Source organism: Actinosynnema sp. NPDC091369 (assembly GCF_044757065.1).
In the GTDB taxonomy this organism is placed as follows: Bacteria; Actinomycetota; Actinomycetes; order Mycobacteriales; family Pseudonocardiaceae; genus Actinosynnema.
This window is the reverse complement of record NZ_JBIVUG010000003.1, coordinates 56,174-73,425: the sequence shown is the minus strand read 5'-3', so window position 1 is coordinate 73,425 and position 17,252 is coordinate 56,174. Positions and strand designations below refer to the sequence as shown.

14 protein-coding genes are annotated in these 17,252 nt (G+C 72.5%); 8 read left to right on the top strand and 6 right to left on the bottom strand.

The genetic code is table 11. The annotated features are described in order from the left end of the window. Positions 1 to 73 precede the first annotated feature (73 nt). Genes ACIQMJ_RS12805 through ACIQMJ_RS12795 form a run of 3 tightly spaced genes read left to right on the top strand, consistent with a single transcriptional unit; the run spans position 74 to position 2,919 of the window. Positions 74 to 490 (top strand): hypothetical protein, encoded by a 417-nt coding sequence (locus tag ACIQMJ_RS12805; RefSeq protein ID WP_499761134.1) that lies wholly within the window; start codon positions 74 to 76, stop codon positions 488 to 490. A gap of 15 nt (positions 491 to 505) precedes the next feature. Then, positions 506 to 2,155, top strand: coding sequence for a PPE domain-containing protein (locus ACIQMJ_RS12800; RefSeq protein ID WP_499761133.1), 1,650 nt, complete (start codon positions 506 to 508; stop codon positions 2,153 to 2,155). After that, entirely contained in the window at positions 2,152 to 2,919 is a 768-nt protein-coding gene (locus ACIQMJ_RS12795; protein ID WP_499761132.1) for an ESX secretion-associated protein EspG, read from the top strand. The genes ACIQMJ_RS12800 and ACIQMJ_RS12795 overlap by 4 nt, the downstream gene beginning before the upstream one ends. A gap of 89 nt (positions 2,920 to 3,008) precedes the next feature. Here the strand turns inward: ACIQMJ_RS12795 and ACIQMJ_RS12790 are convergent, their stop codons facing one another. Continuing rightward, positions 3,009 to 3,872: an NAD(P)-dependent oxidoreductase gene (locus ACIQMJ_RS12790; RefSeq protein WP_499761131.1), complete on the bottom strand. Its 864-nt coding sequence runs from the start codon at positions 3,870 to 3,872 to the stop codon at positions 3,009 to 3,011. Positions 3,873 to 4,087: 215 nt separating this feature from the next. On the opposite strand from ACIQMJ_RS12790, the gene ACIQMJ_RS12785 reads away from it, so the two are divergent. The 3 genes from ACIQMJ_RS12785 to ACIQMJ_RS12775 are packed head-to-tail and all read left to right on the top strand — an operon-like array spanning position 4,088 to position 7,272. Then, complete coding sequence (locus ACIQMJ_RS12785) at positions 4,088 to 6,169, top strand: putative bifunctional diguanylate cyclase/phosphodiesterase (protein ID WP_499761130.1); 2,082 nt, start codon at positions 4,088 to 4,090, stop codon at positions 6,167 to 6,169. Positions 6,170 to 6,214: 45 nt separating this feature from the next. Then, positions 6,215 to 7,057 carry a S1C family serine protease gene (locus tag ACIQMJ_RS12780; RefSeq protein WP_499761129.1) on the top strand — a complete coding sequence of 281 codons (843 nt, stop codon included), beginning with the start codon at positions 6,215 to 6,217 and terminating at the stop codon, positions 7,055 to 7,057. Continuing rightward, on the top strand, positions 7,054 to 7,272 hold the full coding sequence (locus ACIQMJ_RS12775; protein ID WP_499761128.1) for a hypothetical protein: 219 nt from the start codon (positions 7,054 to 7,056) through the stop codon (positions 7,270 to 7,272). Before ACIQMJ_RS12780 ends, ACIQMJ_RS12775 begins: the two co-directional genes overlap by 4 nt. Before the next feature lie 31 nt (positions 7,273 to 7,303). Here ACIQMJ_RS12775 and ACIQMJ_RS12770 read toward each other — a convergent pair whose 3' ends face one another. Both ACIQMJ_RS12770 and ACIQMJ_RS12765 read right to left on the bottom strand, forming a co-directional pair. After that, the gene (locus ACIQMJ_RS12770) at positions 7,304 to 8,539 is read right to left on the bottom strand and encodes a class I SAM-dependent methyltransferase (protein WP_499761127.1); all 1,236 of its coding nucleotides are present in this window, start codon (positions 8,537 to 8,539) and stop codon (positions 7,304 to 7,306) included. Between the two features lie 14 nt (positions 8,540 to 8,553). Then, on the bottom strand, positions 8,554 to 9,918 hold the full coding sequence (locus ACIQMJ_RS12765; RefSeq protein ID WP_499761126.1) for an FAD-binding oxidoreductase: 1,365 nt from the start codon (positions 9,916 to 9,918) through the stop codon (positions 8,554 to 8,556). 88 nt (positions 9,919 to 10,006) lie between these two features. Here ACIQMJ_RS12765 and ACIQMJ_RS12760 point away from each other — a divergent pair, with 88 nt between their 5' ends. Together ACIQMJ_RS12760 and ACIQMJ_RS12755 are read left to right on the top strand one after the other, a co-directional pair. Beyond that, positions 10,007 to 11,599, top strand: coding sequence for an acyl-CoA dehydrogenase family protein (locus tag ACIQMJ_RS12760; RefSeq protein ID WP_499761125.1), 1,593 nt, complete (start codon positions 10,007 to 10,009; stop codon positions 11,597 to 11,599). After that, the gene (locus tag ACIQMJ_RS12755) at positions 11,596 to 12,351 is read left to right on the top strand and encodes a crotonase/enoyl-CoA hydratase family protein (RefSeq protein WP_499761124.1); all 756 of its coding nucleotides are present in this window, start codon (positions 11,596 to 11,598) and stop codon (positions 12,349 to 12,351) included. The genes ACIQMJ_RS12760 and ACIQMJ_RS12755 overlap by 4 nt, the downstream gene beginning before the upstream one ends. A gap of 155 nt (positions 12,352 to 12,506) precedes the next feature. On the opposite strand, the gene ACIQMJ_RS12750 is transcribed toward ACIQMJ_RS12755, so the two are convergent. The 3 genes from ACIQMJ_RS12750 to ACIQMJ_RS12740 are packed head-to-tail and all read right to left on the bottom strand — an operon-like array spanning position 12,507 to position 17,194. After that, on the bottom strand, positions 12,507 to 13,661 hold the full coding sequence (locus ACIQMJ_RS12750) for an acyl-CoA dehydrogenase family protein (protein WP_499761123.1): 1,155 nt from the start codon (positions 13,659 to 13,661) through the stop codon (positions 12,507 to 12,509). 3 nt (positions 13,662 to 13,664) lie between these two features. Beyond that, a complete protein-coding gene (locus ACIQMJ_RS12745; RefSeq protein WP_499761122.1) occupies positions 13,665 to 15,584 on the bottom strand; it encodes an acetyl/propionyl/methylcrotonyl-CoA carboxylase subunit alpha in 1,920 nt (639 codons plus the stop codon). Positions 15,585 to 15,589: 5 nt separating this feature from the next. Continuing rightward, positions 15,590 to 17,194: a carboxyl transferase domain-containing protein gene (locus ACIQMJ_RS12740; RefSeq protein WP_499761121.1), complete on the bottom strand. Its 1,605-nt coding sequence runs from the start codon at positions 17,192 to 17,194 to the stop codon at positions 15,590 to 15,592. Between the last annotated feature and the right edge of the window lie 58 nt (positions 17,195 to 17,252).

The following is a 17,252-nucleotide window of genomic DNA, read 5'->3' as shown; positions in this document are numbered from 1 at the left end:
CGCGTTGGCCGGGCGTTGGAGGACACCGCGATGGTGGGTTTCGTCCAGCAGGCTGCCTTCGCGAGGGATACCGATGTACATCGCCGAAACCGGGGATGAAGTGGCCCCGCCCCAGGAGGTCCCGACCGTCAACGGTCAGGTCGTGGCGCTCCGGGAGACCGTGAACTCCGGCCGGGTGTCGCTCGATCCCGCCACCGGCGAGGAACTGCGCAAGATGCTCCTGGAGCAGATGGACCAGGTCGACTCGTGGCTGGAGCGCGCCGGCCGGCTGGCCCGCCCCGCGCCGATCGGCCGCAACCCCGTCGGCGACCGGCTGGCGCAGAAGTTCGAGGCGCGCGCGGACGGCGACCCGAGGTCGTTCGTGGCCGTGATGACGGCCTACCGCGAGGTGCTGCAGCAGACGCACGACTCGGTGCAGAACGCGATCCGCAACTTCACCGCGGTCGACGACGAGAGCAGCGTCGAGCTGCGCAAGCTGAGCGGGAACTAAAGGGGGCTGGCGACGATGGCGGAGCGCGCGCAGACGGAATTGCAGCTCAAGCGGCTGGTCCGGGAAGAGCGTGAGGTCGACCTGGTCCTCACCGACACCCAGAACTGGGCGTCGCGGTCGCACCGCGAGCTGTACGAGGCGGTGCACCACAACAACGACCCCGGCCAGACGGGGGAGATCGGCGCGGAGTGGGGCCAGTTCGGCACCGAGCTGACCGAGGCCGCCCGGCTGATCAACGAGCGGGTCGCGCTCACCGAGTCCGGCTGGACGGGTGACGCGGCGGACGCGGCGCGGCTGGCGATCAAGGGCCTGGCCGACTGGGTCACGCACACCGCCGAGACCGCGGTCGAGGTCGGCAAGCGGGTGCAGGACGAGTCCCAGATCATGGAGAACGCGCGGGCGAGCATGCCCGAGCCGGTCGAGTTCAACTGGGACCAGGCCACCGGCGTGTTCACCGCGGGCGGCATCCAGGGCTTGGCCAGCTCCGCCGCCGACGTGCAGGCCGCCAACGACCACGCGCGGGCGCTGCACGAGCACGCCGTGACGGTCATGAGCACGATGGAGCGCGAGTCGCAGGCGGTCGACCAGACCACGCCGCAGTTCAGCGCGCCGTTCAACCCGGTCACCGGCCGCACCGAGGAGCCGCAGGTCGCGATGCTGCGGTCCGCGTCGACCGCCACGCTGGCGGGCGCGGGCGTGGACGCCCTGGGCAGCTCGGGCGGCGCCACGGCCCCCTCGGGGTACGCGGCGACGCAGGCCCAGCCGATGCAGGCGGCGCGGGCGATGGACGCGCCGCAGACCTACCAGCCGACGCAGCAGACGTCGGCCACGCAGCCGTCCGGGTACTCGGCGCCCGCCGCGTCGTACCCGACCGCGCCCGGGTCGTACGGCAGCCCGGCCACGTACGCCTCCGGCGCGGCCCCGTCGGCTCCGTCGGCCCCGCAGCAGATGTACCGGCCCGAGGGCACGACGGCCGCCGCCGCGGCGGCGCAGGTGCCGGTGGCGAACCCGTACACGCCGCCGTCGAGCACGAACTCGGGCTACACCTACACGCCGCCCTCCAGCAGCGGCTACACCCCGCCCGGCAGCGGCGGCGGCTACGTGCCGCCGTACCAGCCGGCCAACCCGAACACCGTGCCCCGCCAGGGCGGCGGCACCCTGCCTCCCGGCGTGAAGCCGCCGGCCTACATCCCGGCCGGCAGCCCCGGCACGCCTCCGCTGCCCGGTGGCGGCGGCGCGGGTGGCGGCGCGGGTGGCGGCGGTGGCGGCGGCGGCGTGCCCGGTGCGCGCATCCCCGGCGGTGGCATGCCCCCCGGCGGCTTCGGCGGTGGCGCCGGTGGGTTCGGCCCGACCGGGTCCGGTGGCGCCGGTGGTGCCGGCGGCTCGCTGGCCGCGGGCGGGTCGACGGGCGCGATCGGCGGCCAGGGCCCGCGCGGCCCGATGCCGGTCGGCGGGTTCGGCCCCGGCGGCGCGGCGGCGGCGTCCCCGATGGCGGGTGGCGCGCCGATGGGCGGCGCCCCGGCGGGCGGCCAGCAGGGCGAGGACAAGGAGCACCGGGCCGCGGCGTACATCCGCGGTGAGGACATCTTCGAGGTGCCCGGCGAGCACCTGCCCCCGTCGGTCATCGGCGGTGCGAAGCCCAAGAAGAAGGGCGACCAGTCGTGATCGAGCCGGAGTTCCTGCTCACGCCCCGTGAGCTGGACGTGCTGTGGCACCACCTGGACCTCGGCCGGCTGCCGTACCCGCTGGACGTGCCGAGCCTGGGTGACACCGAGGAGGAGCGCAAGCGTTTGCGGGAGGACGTGCTCGCCGCGTACGGCGAGCCCGCCCCCAGGCTGGTGGAGCTGCTCCGGCTGCTCGGCGACCACGAGGTGGCCGTGGACGCGGTCGCGCACGTGGACCGGGCGGTGCGCGCGGTGGCCGTGTCGGACGGCAACCGGGCGGCCATGGCGGTGATCGACAGCGGCTCGATCGGCGTGCTGGAGATCCGGCCGACGGCGTTGGCCCGGTCGATCGTGGAGGTGCTGCCGGACGGGTCCGCCGGGCCGGGCAGCGCGTTGTCCCTGCGGCTGGAGACGCTGAACGCGGCCGTCGCGATGCAGGACGAGCAGCCCGACGACGAGGACGACGACCCTTGGGGCGGCAGCGGCGAGCTGGACGAGCGCGAGGCGCTGCAGAAGGCCGGGCTGTCGCGCGAGGACGCGACCGCGGTGAGCGAGCTGGCCGCGAACCGCGTCGCGGGCGGCCAGTTCGGCGTCACGGTGGGCGGCGGCTACCGGCGTGACCGGGCGGGTGCGCTGATCACCTGGTTCGACACCCCTCAGGGTCGCTACCTGATGGTCCACGAGGACGGCTGGCTGAGCCTCGCGCCGACCGACAACGACCGCATCGCCACCCGCATCGCCTCCGTCCTCTCCACCGTCGCCTGACCCGTCCCCCGCGTTCCGAGCGCAGGACTCCCGCGAGTCCTGCGCTCGGAACGCGAGAGTCCTACGTTCGGAACACCCGAGTTGAACGCTCAGGACGCCGGCGACCGGAACCGCTCGACCAGCCGCGAGTAGCTGTCGTCACCGTGCCCGGCCGCCACCGCGGCCCGGACCAGCTCGGACGTGTACGACGGCAGCCCGACGTCGATCCCCCGCTCCCGGCTCTCCCGCACCAGGTCCTCCACCGCCGGCAGGTGGTGCTTCAACGCGCCGAACGGCACCGCGTGCTCACCCCGGTCCACCTCGTCCGCCAACGACGGCAGGTAGCCCAGCAGCCCGGCCAACGACGCCGACGCCGCCTCCACGAACCGCCTCACCTCCACGCCCTGGCTCGACAACAACGCCGCCGCGTGCAGGAACCCGTTGAGCGTGCCCCACATCGTGCCGTTCATCGCCATCCCGAACAGCGCCGGCATGCCCGCGTCGTCCCCTAGAAAAGTCGCACGACCACCCAACAACAACAGCACCGCGTTGTGATCTTTGAAAGCGGTCTCGTCACCGCCGTAGAACACCACCGAATCGGCATGCCCGATAGCCGGTGCGATGGTCATGATCTGCCCGTGCACGTATCGCGCACCCCGTCCCGCGACCCACGCCGCCAGCTCACGCGCCTCGCCGGACGTCCCGTCGGACAGGTTCACCACCACCCGGCCGGCCAACGACCCGGCCGACTCCAGCACGGCGCGTGCCGCCTCGTTGCCCTTGACGTTCACCACCACGAGGTCACCGCCCGCGACGGCCTCCTCCGCCGTCGACGCGCTCTCCGCTCCCTTGGCGACGAGCGCGTCCGCCTTGCCCGGCGTGCGGTTCCACACCGTGGTCCGCTGCCCGCCCGCGAGGAACGCCGCGGCCAGCGCGCTCCCCATCTCCCCCAGTCCCAGCACAGTCACAGCCATGGCGACGACGCTAGAAGCTCGACCTTCCTGGAGGTCAAGCGGACGCGAAGATCACGGCCCGCTGAAGACCCGAGTTGATCGTCTTGCCGCAACGCGGTCGGTGGCCAGTAAGCTGACCGGGACCAGTGGTCCTCATTCCTCCATTCGAGTGACAAATGGTCCGGAAATGCGCGCAGAGTGACCCGTGACGATTGGCCCCGCAGAGCTGAATGACGATGGCAGACGCAGCGAGACTCGGTGACGAACCCGCTCAACCGCGGGACGACTTCGCACGCCGCTGGGCCGCCGCCATCGCACCGGGCACCCCGCCCGGCGACCCGCTGGAGCACGTGCTCGCCGGGCTCGCCGACGACCTGCACGCCGCCGTCCACCCCGACGGCCCCGCCGAACGGGCCCGCCACGTCGGCCAGAGCCTGGTCGAGCACGACCTGGCGGCGCCCGAGGTGCTGGAGCGCACGCTCGCGTTCGTCGGCGAGCACCTGACCACCGACCGGACGCCGCGCCTGATGTCCGCGCTGGGCGCGCTCGCCGCCGGGTTCACCGACGCGCTGTGCCGCCGCACGCTGGACGAGCAGCAGCACGACCACGAGCTGAGCACCACCCGTTCGACGGAGTCCGCGGTCCGGGCGGGTGAGGCGAAGTTCCGCGCCGTCTTCCAGACCTCCGCGCTGGCCATCGCGATCTCCGACGTCGAGGGCGTGATCCTCGACTGCAACGACGCCATGCTCGCCATGCTGGACCGCACCGCCGAGGAGCTGGTCGGGTCGCGCGGCAGGGACCTGATCCACCCGGACGAGCGGGACGTGATCTCCCGGATCGCCCAGCAGTTACACGCCGGCCGCGAGCACGTCCGCGCGGAGACCCGGCTGGTGCGCGCCGACGGCGAGCTGGTCAACGTGCTCATCGCCCTGGCCCTGCTGCGCGACGACGACGGCGAGCCCGCGTTCTACGTGACCATGATCGAGAGCCTGGACGAGGTCCGCGCGTTGCAGTCCCAGCTGGTCCGGCAGAGCCTGCACGACGTGCAGACCGGCTTGCCGAACCGGGCGCAGTTCGTCGGCTGGCTGGAGAGCGCGGTCGGCACCCGCGGCCCCGCGACGCTCGCGCTGGTCGTGTTCGACCTCGACGGCTTCCGGGTCGTCAACGACGCCTACGGGCACCAGGTCGGCAACGACATCCTCACCGCGGTCGCCGGCCACCTCCGTTCGGTGTTCGACGGCGTCGGGCAGCTCGCCCGGATCGGACCCGACGAGTTCGGCGTGCTGATCCGCGACCCGCTGGACGTGGCTTCCGTGGTGGCGCTCGCCGAGTCGGCCGTGGAGCTGCTCGCCGAGCCCGTCTGGGTGGGCGACGACGGCATCGGCGTGACGGCCAGCGTCGGGATCGTGGTGCGGCCGGCACGAGGGGCGGACGCGGTCGAGCTGCTGCGGTGCGTCGACCTGACCGTGCGGTGGGCCAAGGACGACGGCAAGGCGCAGTGGGCGCTCTACGACAAGACTCGCGACCAGCGCGAACGGGCCCGGATGCGGTTGGCGGCGTCGATCTCCGGCGGGCTGGAGCAGGGCGAGTTCCGGGTCGACTACGAACCGGTGCACGCGCTGGCGGACGGGTCGCTGCTGGCCGTCGAGGCGCGGTTGCGGTGGGACCACCCGACCGAGGGCGTGCTCGACCCGCAGGAGCTGGTGTCGCTGTCGACGTGCACCGGGATGGCGGCGCGGCTGGGCAAGTGGGCCATCGCGCAAGCCTGTGCCGACGCCGGCCGGTGGCACGCGGAGTTCGGCGACGCCGCGCCCGTGCTGAGCATGGACCTGACCGCGCGGCAGTGCCAGGAGCCGGAGCTGGTGGCGACCGTGCGCGGCGCGTTGCGGGAGAGCGGGCTGCCGGCCAGGCTGCTGCAGTTCGAGCTGGGCGAGCAGCTGCCCGCGCTGATCAGCGACGACCAGGTGGACGAGCTGACCTACCTCGCCGAGCACGGCGTGCGGCTGGTGCTCGACCAGGTCGGCGGCGGCAACGTGCCGGTGGACCGGTTGCGGCGCATCCCGCTGGCCGCGGTGAAGTTCCAGGGCTCCCCGGTGTTCGGGCTCGCCGAGGGCGCGAGCCGGCTGGAGGAGAGCGCGGCCGTGGCGCTGCTGACGTGGTCGCGGACGTTGGGGCTGCCCCTGTTCGCGGCGGGCGTGCGCACGGAGGTCGAGGCGCGGCGGCTGGCCGAGCTGGGCGTCACGGGCGCGCAGGGCTCGCTGTTCGGGTCGGCGCTGCTGACCGCCGACGAGGTCCGCGCGATTCTTGGCAAGTCCTGATCGGGCGCTCAGCTCGCTCATAGGCTCCGGGCCGACGCTGGGACCATGACGACGACACAGGAGTTCCCCGCGATGAGCGGGTCGTTGGAGCAGCGGGCGCCGTTCTGGCGGCGTCGGACCGGCGCGGTGGTGACGTCGGCGGCGCTGGTGGCCGCGGTGTTCGGCGGTGTCACCGGCGGAGTGGTGGGCGCGCTGAACGCGCCGTCCGCCGCGGTGTCGCCGGTGAGCGGCCCGGTGGCCGTGAACGCCTCGTCCACCCCGGACGTCTCGGCGGTCGCGGCCCGCGTGCTGCCGAGCGTGGTGCAGGTGAACGTGGTGACGGCGCAAGGGCAGGGCCTCGGCTCCGGTGTCGTGCTGACGGCGGACGGGCGGATCCTGACCAACAACCACGTGGTGTCGGGTGCGGGGCAGGTCACGGTGACGTTGAGCGACGGCCGCACCGTGGACGCCTCGGTGGTGGGCACGGACCCGTCCAGCGACCTCGCGGTCGTGCGGGCCGCGGGGGTGAGCGGGTTGACGCCCGCGACGTTCGGCGACTCCGGCCAGGTGAAGATCGGTGACCAGGTCGTCGCGATCGGCTCGCCGGAAGGGCTGCAAGGGACCGTGACGTCGGGCATCGTCAGCGCCCTGGACCGCACGGTGACCGTGCCGGGCACGTCGACCGGCCGCCGCGGCTCGTCGTCGGTCAGCTACCAGGCGATCCAGACCGACGCGTCGATCAACCCGGGCAACTCGGGCGGGCCGCTGGTGAACTCGGCGGGCCAGGTCGTCGGCATCAACTCGGCGATCTACTCGCCCGCCTCCGACAGCGGTGAGGCGGGCAGCGTCGGCATCGGCTTCGCCATCCCGTCGAACCAGGTCCGCCAGATCGTCGACCAGTTGTCGTGACCGGTTGGATCACGAGGGCGGACCTGGACCACTACTTCACCGAAGCGGGCCGTGAGGCGTACTTCATCACGTGGACGCTGACGTTCGACCACGCCAACGCAGGCGCGGCGGCGATGTGGCGGCAGGTCGTCGCCTCGGTCGCGGACGGCGCCGTCACCGAGGTCGACGAGACCGAGCCGGTGCCCTCGACGCCGCTGCGGTTCCGGGTGGCGTGACCGACGGCCGCACCACCCGGAACGCGTCGGCTCAGCCCAGCCACTCCGGCCGCAGCGGCATGTGCGACGTGGTGCCGTCCAGCTTCACGCCCAGCACCTGGTGCAGCTGGATGTTGTTGCGCTCGAAGCCCAACCGGGACGCGGCCAGGTACAGCCGCCACACCCGCGCCCGACCCAGGCCCACCTCGGTCACCGCGTCGTCCCAGTGCTTCTCCAGGTTGTCGCACCACGCCGCCAACGTCATGGCGTAGTGCTCGCGCAGGTTCTCCTCGTGCCGCACCTCGAACCCGGTGTCGTGCATCAGCGACACCAGGTGCCCCGGCCCGACCAGCTCGCCGTCCGGGAACACGTACCGGTTGATGAACCCGCCGGTCCGCGCGGGCTGCTTGTTGTCCGGCCGGGTGATGCAGTGGTTGAGCATCCGCCCGCCGGGCTTGAGCTTGCCGTACAGGGACCGGAAGTACGCGGGCAGCTTCGCCTTGCCGATGTGCTCGGTCAGGCCGATCGAGCTGACCGCGTCGAACCCGGTCTCCCGCACGTCCCGGTAGTCGAGGTAGCGCACCTCGGCCAGGTCGGACAGCCCGGCCTCCACGATGGCCTTCTGCGCCCACTCCGCCTGGTTGCGCGACAGCGTCACGCCGAGCGCCTTGACGCCGTACTCGCGCGCGGCGTGCATGACCATCCCGCCCCAGCCGCAGCCGACGTCCAGCAACCGCATCCCCGGCTTGAGCCCGAGCTTGCGCGCCACCAGGTCGTGCTTGGCGAACTGCGCCTGCTCCAGAGTGGACTCGGCGGTCGGGTACACGGCGCACGTGTACGCCATGGACGGACCCAGCACCCACTCGTAGAACGTGTTCGACACGTCGTAGTGGTGCGCGATCGCCTCGCGGTCGCGCGCCTTGGAGTGCCGCAGGCCGCGCAACCGCCGCTCCTGCGCCGGCACCTCGATCTTCGTGCCCAGCCTGGTGCGCCCGAGCGTCGCCAGCAGCTCCAGCCGCTCGCCCCAGGGCACCTCGCGCAACGAGATCTCGGACAGCTGCTTCAGCGCGCCGTACACGTCACCGATGATCTCCAGGTGCCCGGTCACGTACGCGCGCGCCAACCCCAGTTCACCCGGCGCCGACGCCAGGTACGACAACGCCTCCGGTGTGCGCACCTCGATGCTCACACCCGCGTCGGCCGGCCCCGCGTGGCTGCCGTCGTACGCGCTGAACCGCACGGACGCGCCGCCTCCGACCGCCCGCTGGAACACCTCCGCCAACCGCATGACCCCGGCTCCCTTCACCTACGGAGAACACACTTGGCGTACAAATCGGGCAGTCGACCCGCCGGGTCGTACCGCTCCTTCAGGTCCCGGTACGTCGGGCCGTTGTAGTTCTCCCAGAACTCCTCCTCGTCGTAGTAGGAGTCGGAGTACAGGGACTTGTGCCCGCCGAGCTCGGTGACCTTGTCCTCGATCAACCGGTTGCGGCTGCCCAGCTCCTCGTCGGGCCGCAGCGACACCGTCGACCAGAAGCCGACGTTGACGTACAGCACGTCCGGGTCCATCGGGTACAGCGGCCAGCCGGCGGGCTGCCCGTCCTCCCGGCTCCGCAACCGCACCGGGCACAGCCACACCGGGCTGATGCCGATCTCGCGGTGGAAGAAGTCCAGGAACTCGGCGAGCCGGTCCACCGGGATCTCCACGTCCTGGATCACCGGCTCCTGCACGGCCTTGTTCAACCGGTCCGACAGCTTGTGCCGCCGGTCCCACGCCACCACCTTGCGGTACACGTCGGACCGCAGGTACCGCTTGGGCACGAGCCGCCGCACGACCGGGTGCTGCACGCCGAACGCGCGCGAGCACCAGAACCAGTCGGTGTCCCACCGCCACAGGTAGTCCCGCACGGTCAGGTAGTCGACGCTGCGCCGCTGGATCGAGCGGTAGTAGATGTCGTTGCCGGTGTAGTCGGAGGTGAACGGCGCGGTGTCGGCCCAGTTCGCCAGGGTCAGGTACTGCTCGCGGCCGGTGAACACCGTCCCGTCCACGAAGTCGACCGGTTCGCCCTGGTAGAAGCGGTCCGCGCAGACCTGCGCGATGACCCGCGCGCACTCGGCCGCGTCGGCGAACGGCACGTGTCGCAGTCGGACGTACGGTTTGACCGGTTCGAGCTCGATGTCCAGCCGGAGCGCGTAGCCCAACGTGCCGTAGGAGTTCGGGAACCCGCGGAACAGGTCGTCGCCCGGCTTCACCACGACCACCTCGCCGTCACCGGTCATCACCTCCAGCTCGCGCACCGACTCGTGCGGCAGGCCGTTGCGGAACGAGCTGGACTCGATGCCCAGGCCCGCCACCGCGCCGCCCAGCGTGATCGTCTTGAGCTGCGGCACGACCAGCGGCATGAGGCCGTGCGGCAGGGTGGCGTCCACCAGGTGCTCGTAGGTCGTCATGCCCTGGACCTGCGCGGTCCGGGCCCCGGCGTCCACCGACAGGACCCGGTCGAACCGGGCCACGTCGAGCCCGCCGGTCTGGTCGGCGCGGAACCGGAACAAGTTCGACGTCGCCTTGGCCAGGCGCACCGGCGCGCCGGCCGGGATCGCCGCGTACTGGCCGCGCAACGCGGCCACCGCCCGCTCGTGGTCAGCTTCCCCTGCGTGATCCCTCACGGCACCGACGTTAGGCCGCCGGAGCTTGATCAGCACCCCCAAATTTGGGCCGACCGCAAGTTACCGGCTGGTAGTACGCTACGTGGTTATGACCCACGCCACTCATGAGGTGACCAACCAGGTCCCGCCGCTGGCGGGCCACGACGTCGCCGCGGACCCGGCGCTGCTGGACGGCCTGCGGCGCGGCGGCGCGGAGTGGGCCGAACCCGAGGTGCGCGAGCTCGGCGTCCTCGCGGGCACCCCGCACGTCCAGGACCTGGGACGCCTGGCGAACGCGCACCCGCCCGTGCTGCACACCCACGACCGGTACGGGCACCGGGTCGACGAGGTCGAGTTCCACCCGGCCTGGCACGAGCTCATGACGACCGCGGTGTCGCACGGGCTGCACGCCGCGCCGTGGCAGGACGACCGGCCGGGCGCGCACGTCGCCCGCGCGGCCAAGTTCTACGTGTGGAGCCAGGCCGAGGCGGGCCACGGGTGCCCGATCTCGATGACGTACGCGGCCGTGCCCGCGCTGCGCCGCACGCCCGAGCTCGCCGCGCGGTACGAGCCGCTGCTGGCGTCGCGGGAGTACGACTTCGGGCTGCGCGCGCCGTCGTCCAAGCGCGGGCTGATCGCGGGCATGTCGATGACCGAGAAGCAGGGCGGCTCGGACGTGCGGGCGAACACCACGCGGGCCGTGCCGGTCGGCGACCACCACGTGCTGACCGGGCACAAGTGGTTCACCTCCGCGCCCATGTCGGACCTGTTCCTGACCCTGGCGCAGGCGCCGGGCGGCCTGTCGTGCTTCGTGCTGCCGCGCGTGCTGCCCGACGGCACGCGCAACGCCATGTTCCTGCAACGGCTCAAGGACAAGCTCGGCAACAAGTCCAACGCGTCCGCGGAGCTGGAGTACGACGGCGCGGTCGGCTGGCTGGTCGGCGAGGAGGGGCAGGGCGTGCGGACCATCATCGAGATGGTGAACATGACCCGGCTGGACTGCGTGCTCGGCTCGGCGTCCGGGATGCGGCTGGGGCTGACGCAGGCCACGCACCACGCGGCGCACCGCAAGGCGTTCGGGGCGTACCTGGTCGACCAGCCCGCGATGCGCAACGTGCTGGCCGACCTGGCGGTGGAGTCCGAGGCCGCGACGACGGTGGCGTTGTGGCTGGCGGGCAACCGGAGCAGGCTCGGGCTGGCGGTGAGCAAGTACTGGGTGTGCAAGCGGGCGCCCGCGCACGCCGCCGAGGCGCTGGAGTGCCTGGGCGGCAACGGGTACATCGAGGACTCGGGCATGCCCCGGCTGTTCCGCGAATCGCCGCTGATGTCCATCTGGGAGGGTTCGGGGAACGTGGCGGCGCTGGACGCGTTGCGCGCGCTCGGGCGTTCGCCGGAGGCGGTGGCGGAGTTCTTCGGCGAGCTGGACGCCGCGCGGGGCGCGGACCGCCGGCTGGACGCGGCGGTCGACGGGATCAAGGCCGAGCTGACCGACGTGGCCGACCTGGAGGTGCGGGCGCGCAGGCTGGTGGAGCGGATGGCGTTGGCGTTGCAGGGCGCGTTGCTGGTGCGGTACGGGCACCCGGCGGTGGCGGACGCGTTCTGCGCGTCGCGGCTGTCGGGCGACTGGGGCGTGGCGTTCGGCACGCTGCCGCGCGGGGTCGACTTCGGCGCGATCGTGGAGCGGGGGTTGCCGAAGCTGTGAGCGCCGTGCGGGTGGAGCGGTCGGGACCGGTGTTCACCGTGCTGCTGAACCGGCCCGCGGTGCGCAACGCGGTGGACGGGCCGACCGCGCACACGTTGACCGAGGTGTTCCGGGAGTTCGACGAGGACCCGACGGCGGCGGTGGCCGTGCTGCACGGCGAGGGCGGCACGTTCTGCTCGGGTGCGGACCTGAAGGCGTTGGGGACGCCGCGCGGCAACGACCCCGCGTCGCCGTCCGGCCCGATGGGGCCGACGCGGTTGCGGCTGTCGAAGCCGGTCATCGCGGCCGTGTCCGGGCACGCGGTGGCGGGCGGCCTGGAGCTGGCCCTGTGGTGCGACCTGCGGGTGGCGGACTCGGACGCGGTGTTCGGGGTGTTCTGCCGGCGGTGGGGCGTGCCGCTGATCGACGGCGGGACGGTGCGCCTGCCGCGGCTCATCGGGACGTCCCGCGCCCTGGACCTGGTCCTGACCGGCCGCCCGGTGGACGCCGACGAAGCCCTGGCCATCGGCCTGGTGAACCGCGTCGTGCCGCCGGGCGCCTCCCGTGCGGCGGCGGAGGCCCTGGCGCTGGAGCTGGCCGCGTTCCCCCAGGTGTGCCTGCGCCACGACCGCCTGTCCGTCCTGGATCAGGAGTCCCTGTCGGAGTCCGACGCCCTGGCCAACGAACTCTCGCACGGCGAGGTCTCCCTGACCGAGGTCGAACAGGGCCTCCGCCGCTTCCACTCGGGCCACGGCCGCCACGGCCACTTCTAACCCACCCGAGAGTCGAACGCTCAGGTCCCGAGAGTCGAACACTCAGGACCCCCGAGTTCTACGTTCAGGACGACCGGTCGCCGACCTGAACGTTGAACTCGGGGGTCTTGGAGGTTCGACTCTCGGGACCTGGAGGTTCGACTCTCGCGGTGGGGTCAGGAGAGGCCCAGGTCGCGGGCGATCAGCATCTTCTGGACCTCGCTGGTGCCCTCGCCGATCTCCAGGATCTTGGCGTCGCGGTAGAAGCGGCCCACCGGGTACTCGTTCATGAAGCCGTAGCCGCCGAAGATCTGCGTCGCGTCACGGGCGTTGTCCATCGCCGCCTCCGACGACACGAGCTTGGCGATCGCCGCCTCACGCTTGAACGGCTCGCCGCGCAGCATCTTCGCCGCCGCCTGGTAGTACGCCAGCCGCGACGTGTGCGTCCGCGCCTCCATCTCGGCGATCTTGAACCGGATGGCCTGGTACTCGCCGATCTTGTGCCCGAACGCCTCCCGCTCGCCGGCGTACCGCAGGCACTCGTCCACGCACCCCTGCGCCAGGCCGACGCCGATGGCCGCGATGGCCACCCGCCCCTCGTCCAACGTCTGCAGGAACTGCGCGTACCCGCGCCCGCGCTCGCCGACCAGGTTCGCCGCGGGCACCCGGCAGTCCTGGAACGACAGCTCGCGCGTGTCCGAAGCGTTCCACCCGACCTTGGAGTACTTGCGCGACACGGTGAACCCCGGCGTGCCCGACGGCACGATGATCGCCGAGATCTCCGGCTTGCCGTTCTCCCGCCGCCCGGTCACCGCCGCCACCGTCACCAGTCCGGTGATGTCCGTGCCCGAGTTGGTGATGAACGCCTTGGTGCCGTTGAGCACCCACTCGTCGCCGTCGAGCTTCGCCGTGGTGCGCAACGCCCCCGCGTCCGACCCGCCGCCGGGCTCGGTCAGCCCGAACGCACCCAGCGCCGTGCCCGCGCACAACCGGGGCAGCCACTCGGCCTTCTGCTCGGCCGACCCGAACCGGAACAGCGGCATCGCACCCAGCGACACGCCCGCCTCCAGCGTGATCGCCACCGACGAGTCGACCCGCGCCAGCTCCTCCAGCGCCAGGCACAGCGCGAAGTAGTCGCCGCCCATGCCGCCGAACTCCTCCGGGAACGGCAGGCCGAACAGGCCCATCCGCCCCATCTTGGCGACGATCTCGTACGGGAACTCCTCGCGCTCGTAGAACCCGCCGATCACGGGCGCGACCTCGTCGCGCGCGAACTCCTCGACGGTCTTGCGCAGCGCCTCGTATTCCTCGTCAAGGCGGAAGTCCAGCATCGCTCACTCCTCGTGGGGCACGACGACGGCCAGGGGTTGGTCCAGCGCGACCTGTTGGCCCGCCTGGACGTGCACTTCGGTGAGCACGCCGGCCACGGGTGACGTGACGGTGTGCTCCATCTTCATCGCTTCGACCACGAACAACGCCTGCCCGGCGGTCACGTGCTCGCCCTGGGCGACCCGCGCCACGAGCACCGTGCCGGGCATGGGGCTGGTCACCGGGCCGCCGCCCGCGACGGTCCCCGAGGCGGCGACCTCGGACGGCCGGGTCTCGGTCAACGCCCAGGCGTGGCCGTCGCGGCCCAGCCACAGCACGTCGCCGTCCCGGGCCATCGCATACGGTCGTCCGTCCACGGTCAACCGGTCGCCGTCGACCGACACCGCGTGCCGGGACGGCTCACCGTCCGCGACTGCCACTTCGTCGCCGCGCACGCGCACCTCGACGCCGTCGATCAGCCACCGGGTCCACGCGTGCTCGCCGACCCGCCAGCCGTCGGACCGCGCCCACGTGTCGTCACCGCCGCCCAGCGAGAGCTGCCGCTCCAGCGCCGCGGCGGCCAGCACCTCGTCCGGCCGCTCCGCGGCCACCAGCGAGTCCAGCTTGCGCTCGACCAACCCTGTGTCCAGCGCACCGGCCCGCACGTCCGGGTCGGTCAGCAACGCCCGCAGGAACGGCACGTTCGTCGTCACGCCCAGCAGCACGAACCGCCCCAGCGCCGCGTCCAACCGGCGCAACGCCTCCGCCCGCGTCGCACCGTGCGCGATCACCTTCGCCAGCATCGGGTCGTAGTCGCTGCCCACCGCCAACCCGACCCGCAACGCCGAGTCCACCCGCACGTCGGACGGCTCGTCCAGCGCGAGCACCGTCCCGCCGGTCGGCAGGAACCCGCGCGCCGGGTCCTCGGCGTACACGCGCGCCTCCACCGCGTGCCCGGACAGCTCCACCGCCGTGAACCCCAGGCGCTCGCCCGCCGCCACCCGCAACTGCTGCTCCACCAGGTCCACGCCGGTGACCAGCTCGGTCACCGGGTGCTCCACCTGGAGCCGGGTGTTCATCTCCATGAAGTAGTAGTCGCCGGACGCGCCGTCCACGATGAACTCGACCGTGCCCGCGCCGACGTACCCCACCGACCGGGCCGCCTCCACCGCCGCCTGCCCCATCCGCGCGCGGACCTCGGGCGTCAGCAACGGCGACGGCGCCTCCTCGATGATCTTCTGGTGCCGCCGCTGCAGGCTGCACTCGCGCTCGCCGAGGTGCACCACGCCGCCGTGCGCGTCGGCCAGCACCTGGATCTCGATGTGCCGCGGGTTGCCGATGAACCGCTCGATCAGCAGCGCGTCGTCGCCGAACGACCCGCGCGCCTCCCGCCGCGCCGACTCGATCGCGTCACGCAGCCCGTCCGGCGCCTCCACCAGCCGCATGCCCTTGCCGCCACCACCGGCGGACGGCTTGAGCAGCACCGGGAACCCGATCTCGGACGCCGCCTCCACCAGGTCGTCGTCGGTCATCCCGACCTCGGTCCGCCCCGGCACCACCGGCACGCCCGCCGCCGCCACGGTCAGCTTGGCGCGGATCTTGTCGCCCATCGCCTCGATCGCCTCGGGCGGCGGCCCGATGAACACCAGCCCGGCCTTCTCGCACGCCCGCGCGAACTCCGCGTTCTCGGCGAGGAACCCGTACCCGGGGTGCACGGCCCGCGCGCCCGTGGACAGCGCGGCCTCGACGATCCGCTCCACCGACAGGTAGCTCTCCCGCGCCGCCGCGGGCCCGATCCGCACCGCCTCGTCGGCCAGCCGCACGTGCAGGGCGTCGGCGTCCGCGTCGCTGTGGACCGCCACCGACCGGATGCCGAACCGCCGCAACGCGCGGATCACCCGGACCGCGATCTCGCCGCGGTTGGCGATCAGGACTGTGTCGAACATGCTCATCACATCCGGAAGACGCCGTAGGAAACCGGCTCGATCGGGGCGTTCGCCGCCGTGGACAACGCCAGGCCCAGCACCATCCGCGTGTCGAGGGGGTCGATCACGCCGTCGTCCCACAGCCGCGCCGTGGAGTAGTACGGGTTGCCCTGGTCCTCGTACTGCTGCCGGATCGGCGCCTTGAACGCCTCTTCCTCCTCGGCCGACCACGCGTCGCCGAGCTGGTCGCGCCGCACCGTCGCGAGCACGGAGGCCGCCTGCTCGCCGCCCATCACCGAGATCCGGGCGTTGGGCCACATCCACAGGAACCGGGGCGAGTAGGCCCGCCCGCACATCGAGTAGTTGCCCGCGCCGAACGACCCGCCGATGACCACGGTGAACTTCGGCACCCGCGCGCACGCCACCGCCGTGACCATCTTCGCGCCGTGCTTGGCGATGCCGGCCGCCTCGTACTCGCGGCCCACCATGAACCCGCTGATGTTCTGCAGGAACACCAGCGGCACGCTGCGCTGGTCGCACAGCTGGATGAAGTGCGCGCCCTTCAGCGCCGACTCGCCGAACAGCACGCCGTTGTTGGCCACGATGCCGACCGGGTGCCCGTGGATGCGGGCGAAGCCGGTGACCAGCGTCGCGCCGTACTCCTTCTTGAACTCCTGGAACCGGCTGCCGTCCACGATCCGGGCGATCACCTCGCGCACGTCGTAGGGCGTGCGGCTGTCGGTCGGCACGACGCCGTACAGCTCGGCGGGGTCGACGGCGGGTTCCACGGTCGGCTCGACCTGCCACGGCCGCGGCGCGCGCGGGCCCAGCGTGCTGACGATCGAGCGCACGATCCGCAGCGCGTGCTCGTCGTCCTCGGCCAGGTGGTCGGTGACGCCGGACGTGCGCGAGTGCAGCTCGCCGCCGCCCAGCTCCTCGGCCGTGACGACCTCGCCGGTCGCGGCCTTCACCAGCGGCGGACCGCCGAGGAAGATCGTGCCCTGGCCGCGCACGATCACGGCTTCGTCCGACATCGCGGGCACGTACGCGCCGCCCGCCGTGCACGAGCCGAGCACGGCGGCGACCTGCGGGATGCCGCGGGCGGACATGGTGGCCTGGTTGAAGAAGATCCGGCCGAAGTGCTCGCGGTCCGGGAAGACCTCGTCCTGGCGGGGCAGGAACGCGCCGCCGGAGTCCACCAGGTAGACGCACGGCAGGGTGTTCTGCAGCGCCACCTCCTGGGCCCGCAGGTGCTTCTTCACCGTCATCGGGTAGTAGGTGCCGCCCTTGACGGTGGCGTCGTTGGCGACGACCACGACCTCGCGGCCGGACACGCGGCCGACGCCGGTGATGACGCCCGCGGCGGGGGCCTCGTCGCCGTACATGCCGTTCGCGGCCAGCGGTGAGAGCTCCAGGAACGGCGAGCCGGGGTCGAGCAGCGCGTCCACCCGGTCGCGGGGCAGCAGCTTGCCGCGCTCGACGTGCCGCGTGCGCGCCTTCTCCGGACCGCCGAGGGCGGCTCGGCGGAGCTTGGCGCGCAGGTCGTGCACGAGTCGCGCGTGTTCGTCGTGGTAGCGCCGGAAGGTGTCGGCCGACTTGTCGGCCGTGCTGCGCAACACCGGGGCGTCCATCGGGCTCCTCGCGGTTAGCCGTCGTTAACCTGAGGAGATGTTAGCGCTTGTTAACGCC

Bases quoted from the DNA above. Each gene is read 5' to 3' on its own strand.
- ACIQMJ_RS12780 (WP_499761129.1), top strand. From the start codon at position 6,215: ATGACGACGACACAGGAGTTCCCCGCGATGAGCGGGTCGTTGGAGCAG.
- ACIQMJ_RS12750 (WP_499761123.1), bottom strand. From the start codon at position 13,661: ATGCTGGACTTCCGCCTTGACGAGGAATACGAGGCGCTGCGCAAGACC.
- ACIQMJ_RS12760 (WP_499761125.1), top strand. From the start codon at position 10,007: ATGACCCACGCCACTCATGAGGTGACCAACCAGGTCCCGCCGCTGGCG.
- ACIQMJ_RS12785 (WP_499761130.1), top strand. From the start codon at position 4,088: ATGGCAGACGCAGCGAGACTCGGTGACGAACCCGCTCAACCGCGGGAC.
- ACIQMJ_RS12800 (WP_499761133.1), top strand. From the start codon at position 506: ATGGCGGAGCGCGCGCAGACGGAATTGCAGCTCAAGCGGCTGGTCCGG.
- ACIQMJ_RS12740 (WP_499761121.1), bottom strand. From the start codon at position 17,194: ATGGACGCCCCGGTGTTGCGCAGCACGGCCGACAAGTCGGCCGACACC.
- ACIQMJ_RS12770 (WP_499761127.1), bottom strand. From the start codon at position 8,539: ATGCGGTTGGCGGAGGTGTTCCAGCGGGCGGTCGGAGGCGGCGCGTCC.
- ACIQMJ_RS12790 (WP_499761131.1), bottom strand. From the start codon at position 3,872: ATGGCTGTGACTGTGCTGGGACTGGGGGAGATGGGGAGCGCGCTGGCC.
- ACIQMJ_RS12745 (WP_499761122.1), bottom strand. From the start codon at position 15,584: ATGTTCGACACAGTCCTGATCGCCAACCGCGGCGAGATCGCGGTCCGG.
- ACIQMJ_RS12805 (WP_499761134.1), top strand. From the start codon at position 74: ATGTACATCGCCGAAACCGGGGATGAAGTGGCCCCGCCCCAGGAGGTC.